14 protein-coding genes and 3 pseudogenes are annotated in these 16743 nt (G+C 42.6%); 6 read left to right on the plus strand and 11 right to left on the minus strand.

All coding sequences use genetic code 11. From position 1 onward, the window contains the following. Nucleotides 1–137: 137 nt before the first annotated feature. Complete coding sequence (locus KP014_RS17510) at nucleotides 138–863, minus strand: dihydrofolate reductase family protein (RefSeq protein ID WP_036590234.1); 726 nt, start codon at nucleotides 861–863, stop codon at nucleotides 138–140. 447 nt (nucleotides 864–1310) lie between these two features. On the opposite strand from KP014_RS17510, the pseudogene KP014_RS17515 reads away from it, so the two are divergent. Beyond that, nucleotides 1311–1718 (plus strand): annotated as a pseudogene (locus KP014_RS17515) (transposase); the annotation flags it as partial. On the opposite strand, the pseudogene KP014_RS29400 reads toward KP014_RS17515, so the two are convergent. Beyond that, nucleotides 1706–1914, minus strand: a pseudogene (locus KP014_RS29400) (ISL3 family transposase); the annotation flags it as partial. The pseudogenes KP014_RS17515 and KP014_RS29400 overlap by 13 nt on opposite strands. 72 nt (nucleotides 1915–1986) lie before the next feature. Between KP014_RS29400 and KP014_RS17520 the strand changes: the two are divergent. Next, a pseudogene (locus KP014_RS17520) lies at nucleotides 1987–2499 on the plus strand (SDR family oxidoreductase); the annotation flags it as partial. Nucleotides 2500–2672: 173 nt separating this feature from the next. Here the strand turns inward: KP014_RS17520 and ltrA are convergent. From ltrA to KP014_RS17560, 8 genes are all read right to left on the minus strand, one after another. Beyond that, nucleotides 2673–4073 (minus strand): group II intron reverse transcriptase/maturase, encoded by a 1401-nt coding sequence (gene ltrA, locus KP014_RS17525; protein ID WP_036589107.1) that lies wholly within the window; start codon nucleotides 4071–4073, stop codon nucleotides 2673–2675. 495 nt (nucleotides 4074–4568) lie between these two features. Next, entirely contained in the window at nucleotides 4569–5687 is a 1119-nt protein-coding gene (locus tag KP014_RS17530) for a PQQ-dependent sugar dehydrogenase (protein WP_175491980.1), read from the minus strand. A 61-nt stretch (nucleotides 5688–5748) separates the two neighbouring features. Beyond that, entirely contained in the window at nucleotides 5749–6276 is a 528-nt protein-coding gene (resA, locus tag KP014_RS17535; RefSeq protein WP_090834837.1) for a thiol-disulfide oxidoreductase ResA, read from the minus strand. 18 nt (nucleotides 6277–6294) lie between these two features. Further along, entirely contained in the window at nucleotides 6295–7470 is a 1176-nt protein-coding gene (gene ccsB / locus KP014_RS17540) for a c-type cytochrome biogenesis protein CcsB (protein ID WP_090834835.1), read from the minus strand. Then, nucleotides 7457–9076 carry a cytochrome c biogenesis protein ResB gene (gene resB / locus KP014_RS17545; RefSeq protein WP_090834839.1) on the minus strand — a complete coding sequence of 540 codons (1620 nt, stop codon included), beginning with the start codon at nucleotides 9074–9076 and terminating at the stop codon, nucleotides 7457–7459. The genes ccsB and resB overlap by 14 nt, the downstream gene beginning before the upstream one ends. A gap of 50 nt (nucleotides 9077–9126) precedes the next feature. Further along, on the minus strand, nucleotides 9127–9594 hold the full coding sequence (locus tag KP014_RS17550; RefSeq protein ID WP_216700385.1) for a cupredoxin domain-containing protein: 468 nt from the start codon (nucleotides 9592–9594) through the stop codon (nucleotides 9127–9129). A 25-nt stretch (nucleotides 9595–9619) separates the two neighbouring features. Then, nucleotides 9620–10261, minus strand: coding sequence for a DUF4405 domain-containing protein (locus KP014_RS17555; RefSeq protein ID WP_246590532.1), 642 nt, complete (start codon nucleotides 10259–10261; stop codon nucleotides 9620–9622). Between the two features lie 85 nt (nucleotides 10262–10346). Further along, nucleotides 10347–11186, minus strand: a complete 840-nt coding sequence (locus KP014_RS17560) for a cytochrome P460 family protein (RefSeq protein WP_090834843.1) — start codon at nucleotides 11184–11186, stop codon at nucleotides 10347–10349. Between the two features lie 481 nt (nucleotides 11187–11667). Between KP014_RS17560 and KP014_RS17565 the strand changes: the two genes are divergently transcribed. The 4 genes from KP014_RS17565 (at nucleotide 11668) to KP014_RS17580 (ending at nucleotide 15506) form a co-directional block, all read left to right on the plus strand. Beyond that, nucleotides 11668–12213 (plus strand): TetR/AcrR family transcriptional regulator, encoded by a 546-nt coding sequence (locus tag KP014_RS17565; RefSeq protein WP_036593034.1) that lies wholly within the window; start codon nucleotides 11668–11670, stop codon nucleotides 12211–12213. Nucleotides 12214–12688: 475 nt separating this feature from the next. After that, a complete protein-coding gene (locus KP014_RS17570; protein ID WP_090834845.1) occupies nucleotides 12689–13438 on the plus strand; it encodes an SDR family oxidoreductase in 750 nt (249 codons plus the stop codon). A 162-nt stretch (nucleotides 13439–13600) separates the two neighbouring features. Further along, on the plus strand, nucleotides 13601–14770 hold the full coding sequence (locus KP014_RS17575; protein WP_090834842.1) for an MFS transporter: 1170 nt from the start codon (nucleotides 13601–13603) through the stop codon (nucleotides 14768–14770). Between the two features lie 28 nt (nucleotides 14771–14798). Next, nucleotides 14799–15506: an SDR family NAD(P)-dependent oxidoreductase gene (locus KP014_RS17580; RefSeq protein WP_090833671.1), complete on the plus strand. Its 708-nt coding sequence runs from the start codon at nucleotides 14799–14801 to the stop codon at nucleotides 15504–15506. A 154-nt stretch (nucleotides 15507–15660) separates the two neighbouring features. On the opposite strand, the gene KP014_RS17585 is transcribed toward KP014_RS17580, so the two are convergent. Further along, on the minus strand, nucleotides 15661–16740 hold the full coding sequence (locus KP014_RS17585) for a cyclophilin-like fold protein (protein ID WP_090833672.1): 1080 nt from the start codon (nucleotides 16738–16740) through the stop codon (nucleotides 15661–15663). Nucleotides 16741–16743: the final 3 nt, after the last annotated feature.

The following is a 16743-nucleotide window of genomic DNA, read 5'->3' on the forward strand; positions in this document are numbered from 1 at the left end:
TTCCAGGTCCTCTAGAAGACATGGGATTCCGTGCAATCAGCCCAAAAAGTGCTGCTTATATTTATGTTATATCCATGAGCTCAGGAACTCTGATCGCGTGATCTCAGCAACTCATTTTTTTGTGCCGTCAGCCATATTCAAGGTTTTGTCAAGTACTTGATCCATAACCCGCCGTCATCCAGTTTTTCGACTTCTTTCAGATAGAAATTTTCTGGATGCTGTTTGTTCAGAGAAGAGCTGCTTTCAAATAGTGTCACAGAGTTAGAGGCGCCATCGGCAATTGGAACCAAAATCAGGCTCAATTCATCAATCAGTCTCTCATTTAAAAAGGAACCATTTAAACCGCCCCCGCCTTCCAGCATTAAATTATCGATGGAAAACAGTTTTTTCAACTTTTGTACGACTGTAGTAAAATTAATGCGCTCTTTCCCGCCGAAAATGTAGGAAATGCCAGTCTTTTTCAAATGAGCCAGGTAAGCATCTGAAACTTGCTCTGTAAGGACTTCTATTATATGATCTTCCGACCTGTTCTCATTCCATGGTTTAATTGAATTTTCGGTCCACCCCAATTTTCCCAAGGGGTCCACTGCTACGGCATAACTTTCGGCATCGTTATTAGCAACATAATCCGTCCTTGGAATCGCCGGAATGTTGTCTTCTTTTTTCAAATCTACCTGATGCCCAAAAGTAAAGTGTTCCTCCATGGTAATTCTGCCGCAAATCCATGCTTTAGATCCGTAACGTTCATGAATTTCTTCGTATTCATCTGTAAAGTAGGTTACTCGTTCCGTTTTCAAATAATCGCCAATAATTTTTCCATCCAATGAAGTCAGCATGTGGCAGATAATATACGGTCTTTCCAATGGTATTCCCCCTTAAATGACAAAATACTTGTGTACAGTTTGGTTAATATACACGAATATTAAAGCGGCCGTTTCGTTGGACGAATCAAAAATTCGCAATTAATACATTAATCAACGTATGTCTATTATTATAAATAGAACCAGCCTAGCTTCAATGGTTAAATAGACGAAATTCGTTGTTTTATCAACAAAATAAGGAAAAATGTTGATTATTTGGTGCATTTATTATAAGCCGGAATCACGCAATTAATATCAATCTTACAGGAACTGCGTTGGGGCTCAAAGCGATCGTGCCTGTTATGAAAAATCAGGAAAGCGAATCGATTGTAAATTTTTCAATCACGCCCTCATTCGGCCCTACCTTCCCTCCAAGCTCATTCTCGATTTGGACTCCACGGTGGATACCGTGTACGGGAACCAAGACCAGGCCGCCAAAGGTACGAATCCGTCATTGAGGGCATTGCCCTCTAGTACCAAGCTACTTCTTGGGACCATCCCCGGCGCGTGACGGTGACCCGTAAAGCCCAAGTCATCCAAGAGGACCAGCCTTGCCTGTTTCTGGATACCGATTGGAAATACGAAGCGATTGTAACCAACCTGTACTGGGAAGCGATTGACGAATGGCGCTTCTACAACCAGCACTGCTGCATGGAAAATTACATCAAGGAAGCCAAACGCGGGTTTTCCATCGATCGGATTGCGACCGGTTCTTTTGAATCCAACGAAATCGATCTGCTGATTAAGCTCATAGCCTACAACCTCTATGAGCGGTTTAAACGGCATTGCTGCGATCCGGTTCACCGAGGGTACACGATTGCCCGCATCCGCCTGGGACACTTCCATCTTGCCGGGAGTAGAGACAGATCTGATCCTCTAATGGTTTCTCTCCGAAGATTGTGAATGCCCGTATTGTAAGGGTGTGTTTTTTAATGGCAAAGTCGTCGATATCCAGTTCCAAACCTGTGGTGTCTTTAGCTTCGTTCCAGGCTTGTTTCGTGAGGCGTTCGTTCTCTGTTGGGATTGCTTCTTGATGCATCCGCTGTACCGTGGAGATGGAACATACAAATATCTCTTTTTGCCTTTTTGCCAAAGAGATTCAGATGCCGAATCTTACGCGGATACCACTTTTGGACATCTAGATATCCTTGTAAACAACGTCGGCGTCCAGTTTCAGCAGAACAAACTCACAGACATTACCGACGAGCAGTTTGCCGATACATTTAAAGTGAATATCTACTCTCACTTTTACATTACTCGCGCCGCTTTACCCCATTTGAAGGCTGGATGCTCAATAATTGGAACGACCTCAATAGTTACCTATGCGGGGTATGCGTTGCTAATCGATTACACCGCCACCAAAGGGGCTATAGTTGGCTTCACCCGCGCTCTAGCCAATAGCCTGGTAAAGAAAGGGATTCGCGTAAACGCAGTAGCCCCCGGCCCAGTATGGACACCGCTTGTTCCGGCCAGCATGTCGGCCGATGTCACCGCGACCCTTGGCGCTGACTCGCCTATGGGCCGAGCCGCGCAACCGTTTGAGCTTGCAGCTACATATGTCTACCTGGCTTCAGATGATTCCCGATATGTTACAGGGCAAGTGCTTCATGTTGATGGCGGGATGACCACGAGCTCATAGATTCCATTCGATAAGAAGCCGTTAATATCCCTGCAGAAACCCGGGCAGCATCCGAACAATCTTCGCTCGACTTGGCCATGATTGAATGGGGAAATGAATCGAGTAGGAGGCTACCCATTAACTGAGTAGCCGACCTCTCACACCACCGTACGTACCGTTCGGTATACGGCGGTTCAACCGTTTAAGTGCAATTGACGTAAACGCTCGTACTGCGCAGGAAAGTCATAATATCCTGCCTGTGCGAGCTTTTCGTTTGTTATGGAACGAGACAGCACCGGGCTTCCGGCGATGCGCCAGTACCCCAGACGGGAGTTCCCCCACTGGTAAGCCTGCCATTCCGGTATCCCCAGCTTGCGCAGGTTCTGTACCTTGGTTCTCGGCTTCTTCCACTGTTTCCAGATGTACATCCGCAGGCGTCTTCGCAGCCATTCGCTCCAGCTTTTCAATATCCGTTTCATGTCGGCTACATAGTAGTAGCCGATCCATCCGCGAATGTAGACTTTCACTTTCTCCATGACTTGGCGAACATTCCTGCCCTGACTGCGGCTCGTTAGTTCTTTCAGCTTCTTCTTTGCTTTTGCGAGGGATTGCCCATGGGCGCGAATATACACCCCATTTCTGTTCTTTCCCAGGGCAAAACCAAGGAATTTGAAATACTTCCGGGCCACTACGCTGACTACCTTGCTTTTCCGCATATTCATCTGGAGTCTCAATTTGTTCTCCAGGTACTTCCGGCAAGACTCCAGAAGCCGCGTCGCTGCCCGTTTGCTTTTGGCTAGCACCACGATGTCATCCGCATACCGGATAACGTTCACTCCCCGTCTGTTCATCTCCTGGTCGAATTCGTTCAGATAGATGTTCGCGAGCAGCGGAGATAAAGGGCCTCCCTGCGGAGAGCCTTCCTCCGTTTTGCAGTGCACCCCATTCTCCATAACCCCACTTTTCAAATATTTCTTAATCAGTTCGGTTACACGCTTGTTCTGAATTTGTTTGCGCAAAAGATTCATCAGCAGTTCATGGTTCAGTGTGTCGAAGTATTTCGAAAGGTCGATTTCTACCGCGTGACCATAGCCTTGCTGCGCGTAATCTTTCACCTTACGGATGGCCTGCTGCGCGCTCCGCCCAGGGCGGTAGCCGTAACTTCCGTCTGAGAAGAGCGGCTCAAACAGCGGCTGCAACTGCTGGGCGATCGCCTGCTGGATCACTCGGTCCACGACTGTGGGTATGCCAAGCTTCCGTACTCCACTTCCATCGGGTTTGGGAATTTCCTTGCGCCGTACCGGGCTTGGCTTGTATCGGCCTTCCCGGATATTTTGCAACAGCTCGTCTCTATGTTCCTGCAGCCATGGCAGCGCATCTTCTACGGTCATTCCGTCGATTCCAGGCGCTCCATGGTTGCGTTTGACCTGCTTGTAGGCTCTGTTCAGATTGTCTCTGTCCAGAATCTGTTCCAGCAAGTCTGTTGCACCGTCTCTTTCTCTACTTTCCCGAATGCCGGCACTCCGCGCTCCCGCATACTCTTCATGTTCCACACGTTCCCTTTGCGGGCAGCCCTTTCGGTATTCTGCTTTCATCGCGCCGACTCTCCTTCCTGTATGTACTCGAGACTTACGATTGTTCGGCCCTTCCCGAGAAAAAAAAACTTCCCGGTACTATGGCCTCTGCTGACTTCTCACAGCAAGCTTTACTCCGTCTTTCGGATTTTTTTTTTTTTTCCTACCGGGCGTCTGTGAGATCTCCCCGGGTAAGAGCGATAACCTTCCCCTCATCCATCTGCCACATTTACACCCTGGGATTCGGGCAGTATTGGACTTTGCTTTGTAGTGCAAGCTCGTCCGTCCCATGATGCCTTCTATGTGATTTCTGTTCGTCAGACCGAGGGTTTGCCTCCGGCTTCCTTCAGATTCCGCCTCGCGGCGGACACCCTTGCCTTTGGCTAACAGTTCCTACTGCCAAGCCTGTAGCGGACTTTCACCGCCGAGTTATCGCCCATGCCGGGCGCACACTATAAAAAAACGCATCGAACCATTGGATTCGAAGCGTTTTTTGTCTTATCAGAAAAAGTTTGGCTAGGGTCTGAAAGCTGGTGCCGCAAGAGAAACTCTGTACAGCTTGTCATCATTCTCCTGTGGGTCTCCACGGCCGTCCCTATTATTACTGATGAAGTAAAGATAGTTATCTTCAATTCTTACATCTCGAATTCTTCCTAGCCCGGTAATCACACTGCGGGATTGACCTGTGATAAGATCAAATTCTAAAACGGCAGCCCCTCTCAAGGCAGCTACATACAATTTGTTATTAAAATAGTCCATGCCAGATGGCGCCCAAGTGGTCGCGTCTCCAGAAGTGTATAGCGGAGAGATCACCCTGCTCTTTTCTTCGTTTCCTTCAATGATCGGCCAGCCATAATTCTGACCGGGTTCTATATGATTTATCTCATCATTCTGACTGTTCCCGTGCTCACTGGCATACAGCTTTCCATCAGGCGACCAGGCTAATCCTTGAGGATTTCGGTGTCCATAACTATAGACATAGGAATTGGGATAGGGATTGTCACTCGGAACCGATCCATCCAGATTGATTCTTAAAATTTTTCCTCCCAATGAATCGAGATCTTGTGCTATCTCAGATTCGTAAGCATCCCCGGCTGTTGCATAGAGTTTTCCGTCAGGTCCAATTTTAAGTCTTCCCCCATGATGCGCAGGACCGCTTGGAATACGGTCGAGAAGCACACTGTTTTCACTCCAAACGCCATCATCCAAACCGAGTGTTACAATACGGTTAAATCGTTCGGAGTTATCTTCATACGTATAATATGCATAAGCCAGATTCGATTCCTGAAAATCAGGAGCGAGTACAAATCCTAGCAATCCTGCCTCCGAAGCAGTGGATAGCTGGTTCTTAAGTTCTACCTTCTGCCTGTCCACTTTTCCATTTTCGACTCTAACGATGGCTCCTGGTCTTTCTGACAAATAAAAAGTATCCCCTTCTTTTTCTATCGACCAAGGAATCTCCAGATTTTCCGCAATTACCTCTACATTTAAATCACTTTCTGTAGTTTGGGTATTTTGAGTATTTTGGGTATTTTCAGTGGCTTGAGTGTTACCTATTGTATTTTGTTGTTCATTAATAGAACATCCAACCAGCAAAAGAAAGATCATCATTATGCTCAGAGCTTTTTTCAGCATGGTCACCTCAACCCCTCTTTCTGCTTTTTCTCATATCCAAAATGCCACCAAATTTAAAATATCACGGTTTTATTAATTCCATGTAATTTGCTATATCTTTTTCAGTCATAGTGCCGGTTATAACCTTTTGAATCGTTCCGTTCTTATCAATCAAGAATGAGGTCGGAATGGGGATAATATCATAAGCTTCAGTAACGGCTCGATCCTTATCTTTCAGAACCGGGAATGTAAGTCCATGTCTTTCCACGAAAGATTCAATGGCAATGTCGCTTTCCGCAATATTAACAGCCAATATTTCTACACCAAGGTCTTTATATTGCTTATACTGGCTCTCCATATAAGGCATTTCCTGTTCGCACGGTTCGCACCATGTCCCCCAGAAATTCAAAAAAACACCTCTTCCCTTGAAGTCTGATAGCTGAACTTTATTTCCTTCCATATCTTCAAGGACAAAATTAGGTGCTTGATCTCCTGCCTGAACCCGAATGGTTTCAGTGAAGAAATGCTGATAAAGCGTGTAAACTATGGCTGAAATCATAATAAGAAGCAGGCTCAAGCGAAGGATAAATCGGGTCTTTCTGTTCCTCATCAGAACCTCCTTTACTTATTAGGCGTAAGAATGCAGTCCGGCGATAATCAGATTCACAAAAACCAGGTTGAAAATAATGATTCCAAAACCGATAACTCCGAGCCATGCTGATCTTTCACCCTGCCACCCCCTGGAGAGCCGCAAATGCAAATATCCGGCATAAAATAACCATGTAATCAGAGCCCACACTTCCTTAGGATCCCATCCCCAAAAACGCGTCCAGGCGATTTGAGCCCAAATCATCGCAAAAATGAGCGCGCCCAAAGTAAATATCGGAAATCCAATGGCTACCGACCTGTATCCTATTTCATCAACCAAATCAAGCTTAATATTCTTCGTTAACGGCTGAAGAGCTGCAGAAATTCTTTTCCTGAACATCAGTCTTAGGATGAAGTACAACAGGAGACCCGTGACAGCAGACCAAATGACCGTATTTAGTTTTACCGCGTCAATAACAGCTGGCACATAGGCTAAAGCCTCCATCCTGCCTTCAGTAAGCAGCTCGCCTTGATGAGGTCCTATAAGTGAAGGAAGATTGTAAGTGGTTTCCGCCTCTTGGCCATTATGATCAACCCACCTATAAACTGCTTCATATTGTAATCCTCTAAAAACCAAAGTAATAACAATAAAAGCAAGTGTTGCTGCTAAAAAGTACATGATCACCTCAAGCCAGAGGGTTTTCATGGATGGTTTCGTCTGGTCAACGGAACGAAGTAAATAAATGATACCCGCAATAAAGCTGCTGGCTAGAACAGCGGAACCTAGTGCCGTTGTGGTTACATGAATAGCAAGCCAATCCGATTGTAATGCCGGGATTAATGGAGAAACATTTGTAGGGAACAGACTCCCATAAGAAATCATTAATAATGTAATCGGTAAAGTGAATAGCCCCAGGATTGACACTTTGTATAAAAAATAAAGAATGATAAATCCCAGCACAAACATCATGGAAAAAGCTGTTACGAACTCGAACATATTGCTAACTGGCGCGTGTCCGGAAGCCATCCATCTAGTGATAAAATAGCCCAGATGTGTAACAAAGCCCAGAATGGTCACGCTTATTGCAGCTGCAGCCCATTTACTTGGTTTTTCGTACTGTTTTCTTCGATCACGAATCGCTCCACCAAACAGAAAGGTTGAAATTAAATATAGAAAGAATGCTGCATAGAGCAGGTTACTGCTAAAAGCGATCATTATTCTCCTCCTTCTGTCTGTTTTCGCTTTTTCTGTTTGTTTGATCCGTTAATTCCTGAAGGCCAGTTTCTTTTAAAATAGGGTTGATTTCATTTTGGAGACCATACCCATTTTTATTGGTATAGCCCGCAATGAATATGGCATCACCACTTCTCTTGATCCATATTCTCCGATGGTTCCAGTACATCCCTTGGATAACCCCAATCATGAAAATGGCACCTCCCACCCCAAGAATCCATAACGTATTGTCTTTACGAACGGTAAGGGCGGATACATTTTTCATTTCAACGTTTTCAAATTTCATTTGTAATTGATTATCTCCGCTGGGTTCAAGGTTGTTTCGAATAGCAACAAAGCTTTTCTCACCATCCGGGTTTTCGGGAGATATCATGTTAAACACAAAAGCTGGATTGTCAGGAACTTGTGATCTTGTTGACGGACGGCCTTGCCCATCGAGATAGAAATCCGGAAAATATTCCAAAATCTCAACCTTATACTCATTGCCCAGATCATAGCTTTTTTCTGGATTTAACAAATCGATCGTAATCCGGCCGAAGCTCTTTTCACTCTTCTTATCAACTAAACTAAAGGTCATCTTATTAAGTTCATTTAATTGGTAGGAAACCTGGTAAAGAGCAAAGGAATCATGTCTTAAAGGATGGTTCACTTTGATTTGCTCATCTTTCACCTTAGCGAGCCTTGGTGTGTCTCCATAAAGGATCTCACCTTTACGTTCATACAATGTCACATTCGTTTGATAATTTTTAACGGCATTCCCTTGATCTTTGGGATAGGTTTCCAGAATAAACTTGTCACTCCCTAAATAATACTTTCCATTGGTTCCCGGAATAACACGGGTTTCACCGTCACGAATCCAAAGCGTTTCGTCCACATACATTCCCGGTATAAATCGAAGCATTCCTCCAATCAGGAAGATGACAAGGCCAGCATGATTAACATACGGTCCCCATCTGGAAAATCGGTTTTTCTCGGCCAGAAAATTCCCGTTCTCATCCCGAATACCGTACCGTTTATTCCTTAGTTTGGATATAACAGTATCTAATTGTTTATTTGATTTCTCAGTCATTTGGGTTTCACTGAAAAGACGTTGTCTGCGCATAAAGCTTTCGTGCCGCGTAACTCCTTGATTTTTCAAAGCAAAATATAAAGGAACAACCCGGTCCAAACTCGCAATCACAAGCGATATTCCCAAAGCCGCCAGCAGCAGAAAATACCACCAGGATTCATACAGCCTGTTAAAGCCCAACTGAACGTAGATTTGGCCTAACAGGCCGTATCGATCCCGGTAGAAATCTTCCGGTACAACATTTTGCGGGATATACATTTGCTGAGGAAAAATGGTTCCAATCATAGAAGCGATTAAAATAAGAGCAATAATGCCCACTCCTACTTTAACGGATGAGAAAAAGTTCCAAATTCGATCAAGTGGTGTTTTTTTATAGGTTTGTGAACGTCTTGCACTTCCTTCATAACGCAGATCAACCGACTTTTCCGATAGTTCTTTACCAACTTGTTTCCCGCAAGACTCACAAAGAATGGTTCCGTATGGATTAACATGACCGCATTCGCAATTTACACGTTCCAATACTAAAAACTCCCTATATTCGTCTTTGTCCCTGTTGTTGGACAGCTCTGTTATTTAACAGTAATCGTCGTTTTCATGTTTTCATGGCCAGTTCCGCACATTACGGAACAAACAATGGTATAGGTTCCCGGTTGATCAGGGTTCCATGTTACCGTCTGGTCAGAACCGGGGGAAACCGTTGTGTTAATGTCCGTACCTTCAATTTCGAATCCATGCGTACCCTCTGTGCTGGTGATCATAAAATGAACCGGTTGTCCCGCTTTAACCTCGGTTTTATCAAGCGTCCATTGAAAATCGGATGCGGTCACCATAATCATTTGTTCGTCTCCATTTGACATGGAACTTGAAGCGGGAGTTGGAGAAGTTGATGAGGAACCGGAAGAAGAGCTGTCGCTTGTTGAACTGCCGGAAGAGTTCGAGACGTTTGAAGCATTATTTGTATTGCTCCCGCATCCTGCAAGAATTAGTCCAAATGCCAGAACGGCGCTTCCTGTTAATAACACAACCCGACGTTTCATGATAATGATATTCCTCCTAAAAAGTTCAGTATTTTGGCGTCCCTCTTTGTCTTTGTCCCTGTTTTTGAATAAATTTTATAGCATAATGCGTCCCGGAGATATAGATTCCCATGATGGTTAGATAGTCGATTACAAATTTTATGGAAGTATCATCATTCGACAAGCTGCCAAATGGATTATAAATGGTTAGTTTAGAACCTATTTCTCTTTCAAAGGAAGCATACACCCCGTAAAATACAATCAATACCGCAAGAATACGTAATCCCATAGTGCGAATACGACTCGTTCCGGTGATTCCCGTCATTCTCCGTACTGAATTGAGAATCATTCCCCAAGAAAATCCTATGTGAACCGCCATGATGATAAATCCCCAATAGGCTATCTGAACATGCATTTGCCGGAAGATCATATCATTCTTTACCGGAATTAAAGGAAATAGATCCCTGGAAATTAGTATTCCGGATACCATCATTACAGCCATTGCTGCAAGAAAAAGAAAATTAAGTCCAATTTGTAGAATCCGCCGAAAGTTATGCTTTCTCCGAAGCAGGGAACTAAACCACCGACGATTTAAAATAATATGGGCGATAAATAAACCAAATAACGTAACACCAACATTTTCATGGACTCTATTTCCGGTAATATAGTAAGCCATTTCTACAAACATGAGAATTGTCATGACCAGGTCAATGATTAGCTTGATTAACACTATTCGACTCAAACCATTCTCCTCTTTCTACTTAGAGAATCAATTAATTTTCATATTGATTTAAATACATGGTTAAAAGAACATCTTGAAGTAATCCTGCTTTTTCCTCTTCCCCTATTGACCTGCTTTCTTCATTGGCTACAACCTTAGATAGATTCGCATGAGCAGGTATTTCAGTTACCTCCCAGTCCTCTGTAGGGATAGCTGCAATTGGGGTTTCTGTACTGCTGCTGTTTGATTGTGGAACCGTTCCTAAATCAAACTCTTTCATGTCATCTAATGAAAACGAATATTGGTCCCTTTCCTGATTTGCGTGGCAGGAAAAGCAACGGCCTATATCATCATCAGCCACTTCTCTGGCAGGAGTAAAATGCTGGAATTCCCATTCCCCATTACGTTCTTCAGGCGAATACTGGGAACCCCAGCCCGTGCGTTTTTCCATCACTAAATAATGTTCAAGCTCTCCATCTTTATAGCCTTCGAGAGTGATAACCGTCCCGCTCGGAAGCTCCTCTCCATTCTGCACGGCTTCAATCGCTTCTCTACTATTTATATAGATGTTTTCATGAATATCTCCTCGATCATAGGTCGTAAACACGATCGCATCTTCAAGATCAGGGAAATTAACAAGGTTGGCCCCAGATCCAATTTCAGCATATTCTCCAGACTCAGCACCCGGGGTACTCTCCTCTTGCTGAGACATATTATTAGACCCTGTCTCCATGGGCTGCTCCTCTTGCTGAGACATATTATTAGACCCTGTCTCCGAGGGCTGCCCCCCTTGCTGAGACATATTATTCATACTCATATTATTATTATTATTGCTGCAAGCAGTGAGGGTGAGAGCAAGTAAAGCAGCAAGTGCCAATTGCTTTTTAAGCATATAAAATTCCTCCGAATTGGTATTATTGTCTCTACTGGCTTCTTAAATATATGGAACAATAATCCCCCTTTCTTACTGAATGATGAACATTGTCTTCTCTCATCAAAGAAAACCATCATTTATTCGTTAATCAACATAAGTTTATAATTACAAGCAAGATGTATACAATGGTTAAAACAATGTGATTCGTTGTTTATTCAACATTTTATATAAAATTGTTTATTTTCAATTTTTAGCAAAACTCCAACAGCGGATGACTTGTCTGAAAAAAAACAGAACCTGCCTTTTTCTGCGGCAGGTTCCAATTTTATGAATGTCCCTTATTACTCTACAAAAAACATCATTGATTGATTAAACAACATTCGTTTATAATAATAAAATTCTAACATGTTACTTTCAATTGTTTAAAGAACATGATTTGTTGATTACTCAACAGATCGATAAAAAAGTGTTGATTATCTATAGAAAGTCTGGTGACCCAATAATGAAAGTTGATCGAAGAGTAGCCAAAAGCCAAGAAGCCATTAAGAAAGCTCTTATTGAACTGATGACTGAAAAAAGTTTTGATACCATTACCATTCAAGATATTTCCGACAGGGCAAATGTAAACCGAGGAACCATTTATCTTCATTACCTAGATAAATTTGACCTGTTAGATAAGATCATGGAAGAACATATATACAATATGAGTAATTTTTGCGAGTCGGCAGCTGAAATGGATTTTTTAGAATCGACTGTACACTGTATGGAGTACTTTGAGAATAATTTTTTATTCTTTTCGACCATGTTAGCGAGTGAAGGAGCTCCGTATTTTCGCAACCGCTTCCTTAAGTTTAATATCGAAGAATTCAGGAAAGATGTGGACACAACACAAGGAAAAAATGTTGGTCAAAGTGAAGATGTAGTTGTTGAATTTGTTGCAAATGCATATGTAGGGGTAGTCGAATGGTGGTTAAAGAATGGAATGCCTTATCCGCCTCGTGATATGGCAGAAAAAGTTGGAGAGTTATTAGAAAGATTAGTATAAATCAAGTAACTCAATTTAGAAATAACCCTACACCCCACCCTGCAATTCATCAATGGAGCCGATCCGGCGGTTCAGGGGGGGTATGGGATACAGGGTTCATCCTGTCGCTCGACCCACTCCAGCTCTTCGGCTGTGAGCCGAACCTCATATTTTTAGTTCATCGGTTGCCCCTCAAGGATTTTCTTACCCTATACAATCTCCTATAACAAATCCCCCACCTTTTCTGCCCTTTACACGAGGTGGATAAGGTATTAATTCCATTTCAGTTGCTGAAAGATAATCGTTATTTATTATTCTTTTGTTGAATAAACAACAAAATGCGTTCATTTAACCATTGAAGGCATCCTGTTTTTTTTTATAATTATTAACAGATGTCGATTAATCAATCAATATTGATTTTTTATAAGTGAAGTCAATGTTGGGCATTATACAAGGAAATGTTTTCAAAACAAAAAAAGAAAGGTTGTTGTTTAGCATGTCAAATATTCAAGATAAAGTTGTTGTTATTATGGGTGCGTCAAGTGGGATTGGTGAAGCTACTACCAAGAAACTTGCACTAGAAGGAGCAAAATTAGTCATTGCGGCTCGTCGTGAAGATCGTCTAAAAGCTCTTGTTGAATCATTACCCAACACTGAAATCTCATACGCGGTTGCCGACGTATCGAATAAAGAGGAAGTTCAAGCAGTTGTAGATTTGGCAATTGAAAAATATGGACGTGTAGATGTACTCTACAATAACGCTGGAGTCATGCCAACTGCTCCACTTTCAGAAACTCGCTATGATGAATGGCGTCAAATGTTAGATATTAACATTATGGGTGTGCTAAATGGAATTGCTGCTGTATTACCTATTATGAAGAAACAACAGTCCGGTCATATTATTTCAACTGATTCCGTAGCTGGACATGTTGTTTATCCAGGGTCTGCTGTATACTGTGGGACTAAGTTTGCAGTTAGAGCAATTATGGAGGGATTACGCCAGGAAGAAAGAGAAAGTAATATTCGTTCAACTATAATTTCACCAGGTGCGGTAAGTACTGAACTTTATACAACAATTAATGATCCTGAAAATCGAGAATGGGTAAAGGATCTTATGAGTAAGGGTGCAGAAGGTCTTTCTTTGAAATCAAGCGATATCGCAGATGCAGTAGCTTATGCGATTAGCACACCTGAAACTGTTGCGGTAAGCGAAATTATAATTCGTCCAACAAAACAGGTTGTCTAATGGTCGACTTCTATAAAATCTCCTAATGAATAATTGCCCCGTAGCTTGTTGAGGGGCAATTATTTATTAATTGACAGTTTCAGGATATTCCCTGCTCAATTTATGTAATTTTCAATACTAAATTCAAGTGTTAATAAATAATTGAAGATAGGAGTGGCTTATTTGTCTAAACGAAATAATTTACTTATATTTATATTGACCATAGGAGCTTTCGGTATCATAAATACTGAAATGGGGGTTATAGGGATATTACCCTACATTGCTGATCACTTTCATATCAGTATATCTAAGGCCGGGTGGCTGGTGAGTCTCTTCGCACTTACCGTTTCAATTACTGGTCCAACGATGCCGTTATTATTTTCGGGAATGAATCGTAAGAAGGCAATGTTACTTGTACTTGGTATTTTTGTTCTGGGTAATATTGGCTCTATATTTACATCTAACTTTGCCATTGCAATAGTTGCGCGTGTGATTCCAGCCATTTTTCATCCCATCTATTTTTCAGCGGCATTTACAATGGCTGCTAACTCAGTTCGCAAGGAAGAAGCTCCAAAAGCTGTTTCAAAAGTTTTTATTGGAGTATCTGCGGGTATGGTGCTTGGTGTACCAATCGCAAGTTTTCTTGCTAGTACGGTTTCGTTTCAATTATCAATGTCATTTTTCGCCATAGTGAACGCTATAGTATTTATTGCTACATTAGTGTTTTTCCCTTCTATGCCTGTTAAAGAAAGACTTTCTTATGGAGCTCAATTATCGGTATTAAAAAAACCAATTGCTTGGCTTTCCATTGTTGCTGTCATTTTACTAAATTCAGCAGTATTTGGGGTGTATAGTTTTCTTGCTGAGTATCTTAAAACCGTTACGAATGCCTCTGGGCAAACAATCAGTTTAATGTTAGTCATATTCGGGGGGGCAAATATTATTGGAAACATTGTGGCTGGGAAGTTACTTACTAAAGATGCCATCAAGACTGTAGTATCTTTTCCTTTTGCATTGGGAGTCGTTTACATCATATTATTCCTATTCGGACAATTCACTTTACCTATGGCTATCATTACTTTAGTTTGGGGAATATTGGCTGGTATAGGAGGTAATATTAATCAATATTGGATTACGTCTGCAGCTCCGGAAGCTCCTGATTTCGCTAATGGATTATTTTTATCGTCCGTTAACTTAGGAACAACATTTGGTACAGCTGTAGGTGGATTATTTATTTCAGAATTAGGTACGCAATACGTTGTATTAGTGGGATTATTATCGTTGGTATTAGGTTTGGCCTTTATTATGTTAAGAAACTACAGGAATACTCCTACAAAACAACTTTCTAGATAAAGCGTTAATTAAGAACTGGAGGATTTAAATGTCAAAGGATAAACAAGTTGCCCTTGTTACCGGCGGGAATCGAGGAATTGGGTATGAGCTGGTCAAACAATTGGCTCTGAATGGTTTTAGAGTCATTTTGGCAAGTCGGGATCCAGAGACCGGGCATGCAGCAGTGCAAAAGCTAAAGGAGTCAAATCTGGACGTTTCGGTTGTGGTGATGGATGTAGATAATCAAGAAAGCATCCGCCAATCTGCGATTACAGTAAATGAGCGGTATGGAAGATTAGACGTATTGATTAATAATGCTGGCGTTTATTTGGATAAAAATGAAAAGTTATTGAATCTGGAACCTTCAATTCTTGAGGGTACGATGGCAACTAATTTCTTCGGCGCTTACTATGTCATGAATTCCTTTATGCCGCTCATGGAAAAACAAGGATATGGAAGAATTATTAATGTTTCCTCAGAATATGGAGCGATGAGCGAATTGTCATATCAAGGCGTAGGCGCTTATAAGTTGTCTAAACTTGCCCTAAATGGATTGACACGATTGGTAGCTGCAGAAATCAAGGGTGATATAAAAATAAACGCGGTTGATCCGGGATGGGTAAGCTCAGATATGGGTGGACCATCAGCTCCAAGAACTCCTAAGCAAGCTGCTGAGTCTATCCTTTGGTTAGCGACGATAGGACCTGAAGGACCTTCCGGAAAGTTCTTTAGAGATGGAAAACAAATCCCTTGGTAAATATTAATAATAATCGGGCGCGTATATGTAATAACAAAAAGCGTAATTTCTCAGCATTAAATTGAGAAATTACGCTTTTTAATTATGCTTCAATACCCCGTTGGTGATTACACATGAATACAACGTGTGGTGTACCTAAATGTAAGCTGCTGCATTAGTCATTAATGGAAAATGTGACCTGAACGCTCCCGGTCCCAAGTGCCGATGTAAGACCGGAGATGTCCTCTATATATCCGAGCTTAACGTAACCACCGTATGAATTGGAAAATGTTGTATAGAAAAGTACCAGGGTGTTGGACGACCATAGCATGATATCGCCTGCATGGATTGTTGCCGGCTCTTCTGTTGATCCAACAGGCAGATTATTAGGGAAATCATAGTATTTTTCCCGGCCATTCAGTTCTGACATTCTGACTGTCATCGGCAGCTGTTCAATCAATGCCCTTGTTGTTTCATTATCATATAGCTTTGCAGTGAAAGTAGTATTACCAGCCTTGATATTCATGGTAATCATTTCCTCCCTTTCGGGTTGTGCTGGAACAGTTGGAGCTGGGCGTTCAGGTTCTGTGGGTTGTGGAGGAACAGTCGGTTCTGCAGATTCTCCTTTCGCTATGCTTTCCATAAAGCGCATAAGCATTGCAGCAGCCTGGGCGCGAGTGGTAGAGCCAATGGGCAACAGCCTGCCGCCACTGCCCTGCATGTTCTGGGTGCCCACCATCCAGTGCATGGCAGTTTCCGCATAGGGGCTGACCTGCGATGCGTCGGTATAACCATCTAATGTTGCATAAGCGGAGGTGTCATAGCTCTTCCCCCCGGCGTAACGATACAAGATCGTTGCGAATTGCTCACGGGTAATCAGGCTGTACGGTGCAAATCTTCCGTCGCTTAGACCGGTAATGATCTGATTTGCTTCAGCCCAAGCTACGGCTGTCGTGTAGTAGCTGCCGTCGGGAATATCGGAAAAACCACCGTTACCTGTTACTATCGGAGAACCTTCGATGCGGTGCAGTACCGTAACAAGCATTGCGCGGGTAATAGGTGTTTCCGGCTCGAAGTTTCCTCCCCCGGTACCGCCCATCAAGTTATTTTCGTCCACATAGTCTATGGCGGTATGATACCATACGCTGTCTGCTACATCATTATAGTCTGCCGCGAAAGCAGTGGCAGCCATACAGAAAATTAAAACAATTCCCAGCATCAGACTAATGAAACGTGATGTTTGTTTTCTCTTCATGAA

Source organism: Paenibacillus sophorae (assembly GCF_018966525.1).
Classification (GTDB): Bacteria; Bacillota; Bacilli; order Paenibacillales; family Paenibacillaceae; genus Paenibacillus_AQ; species Paenibacillus_AQ sophorae.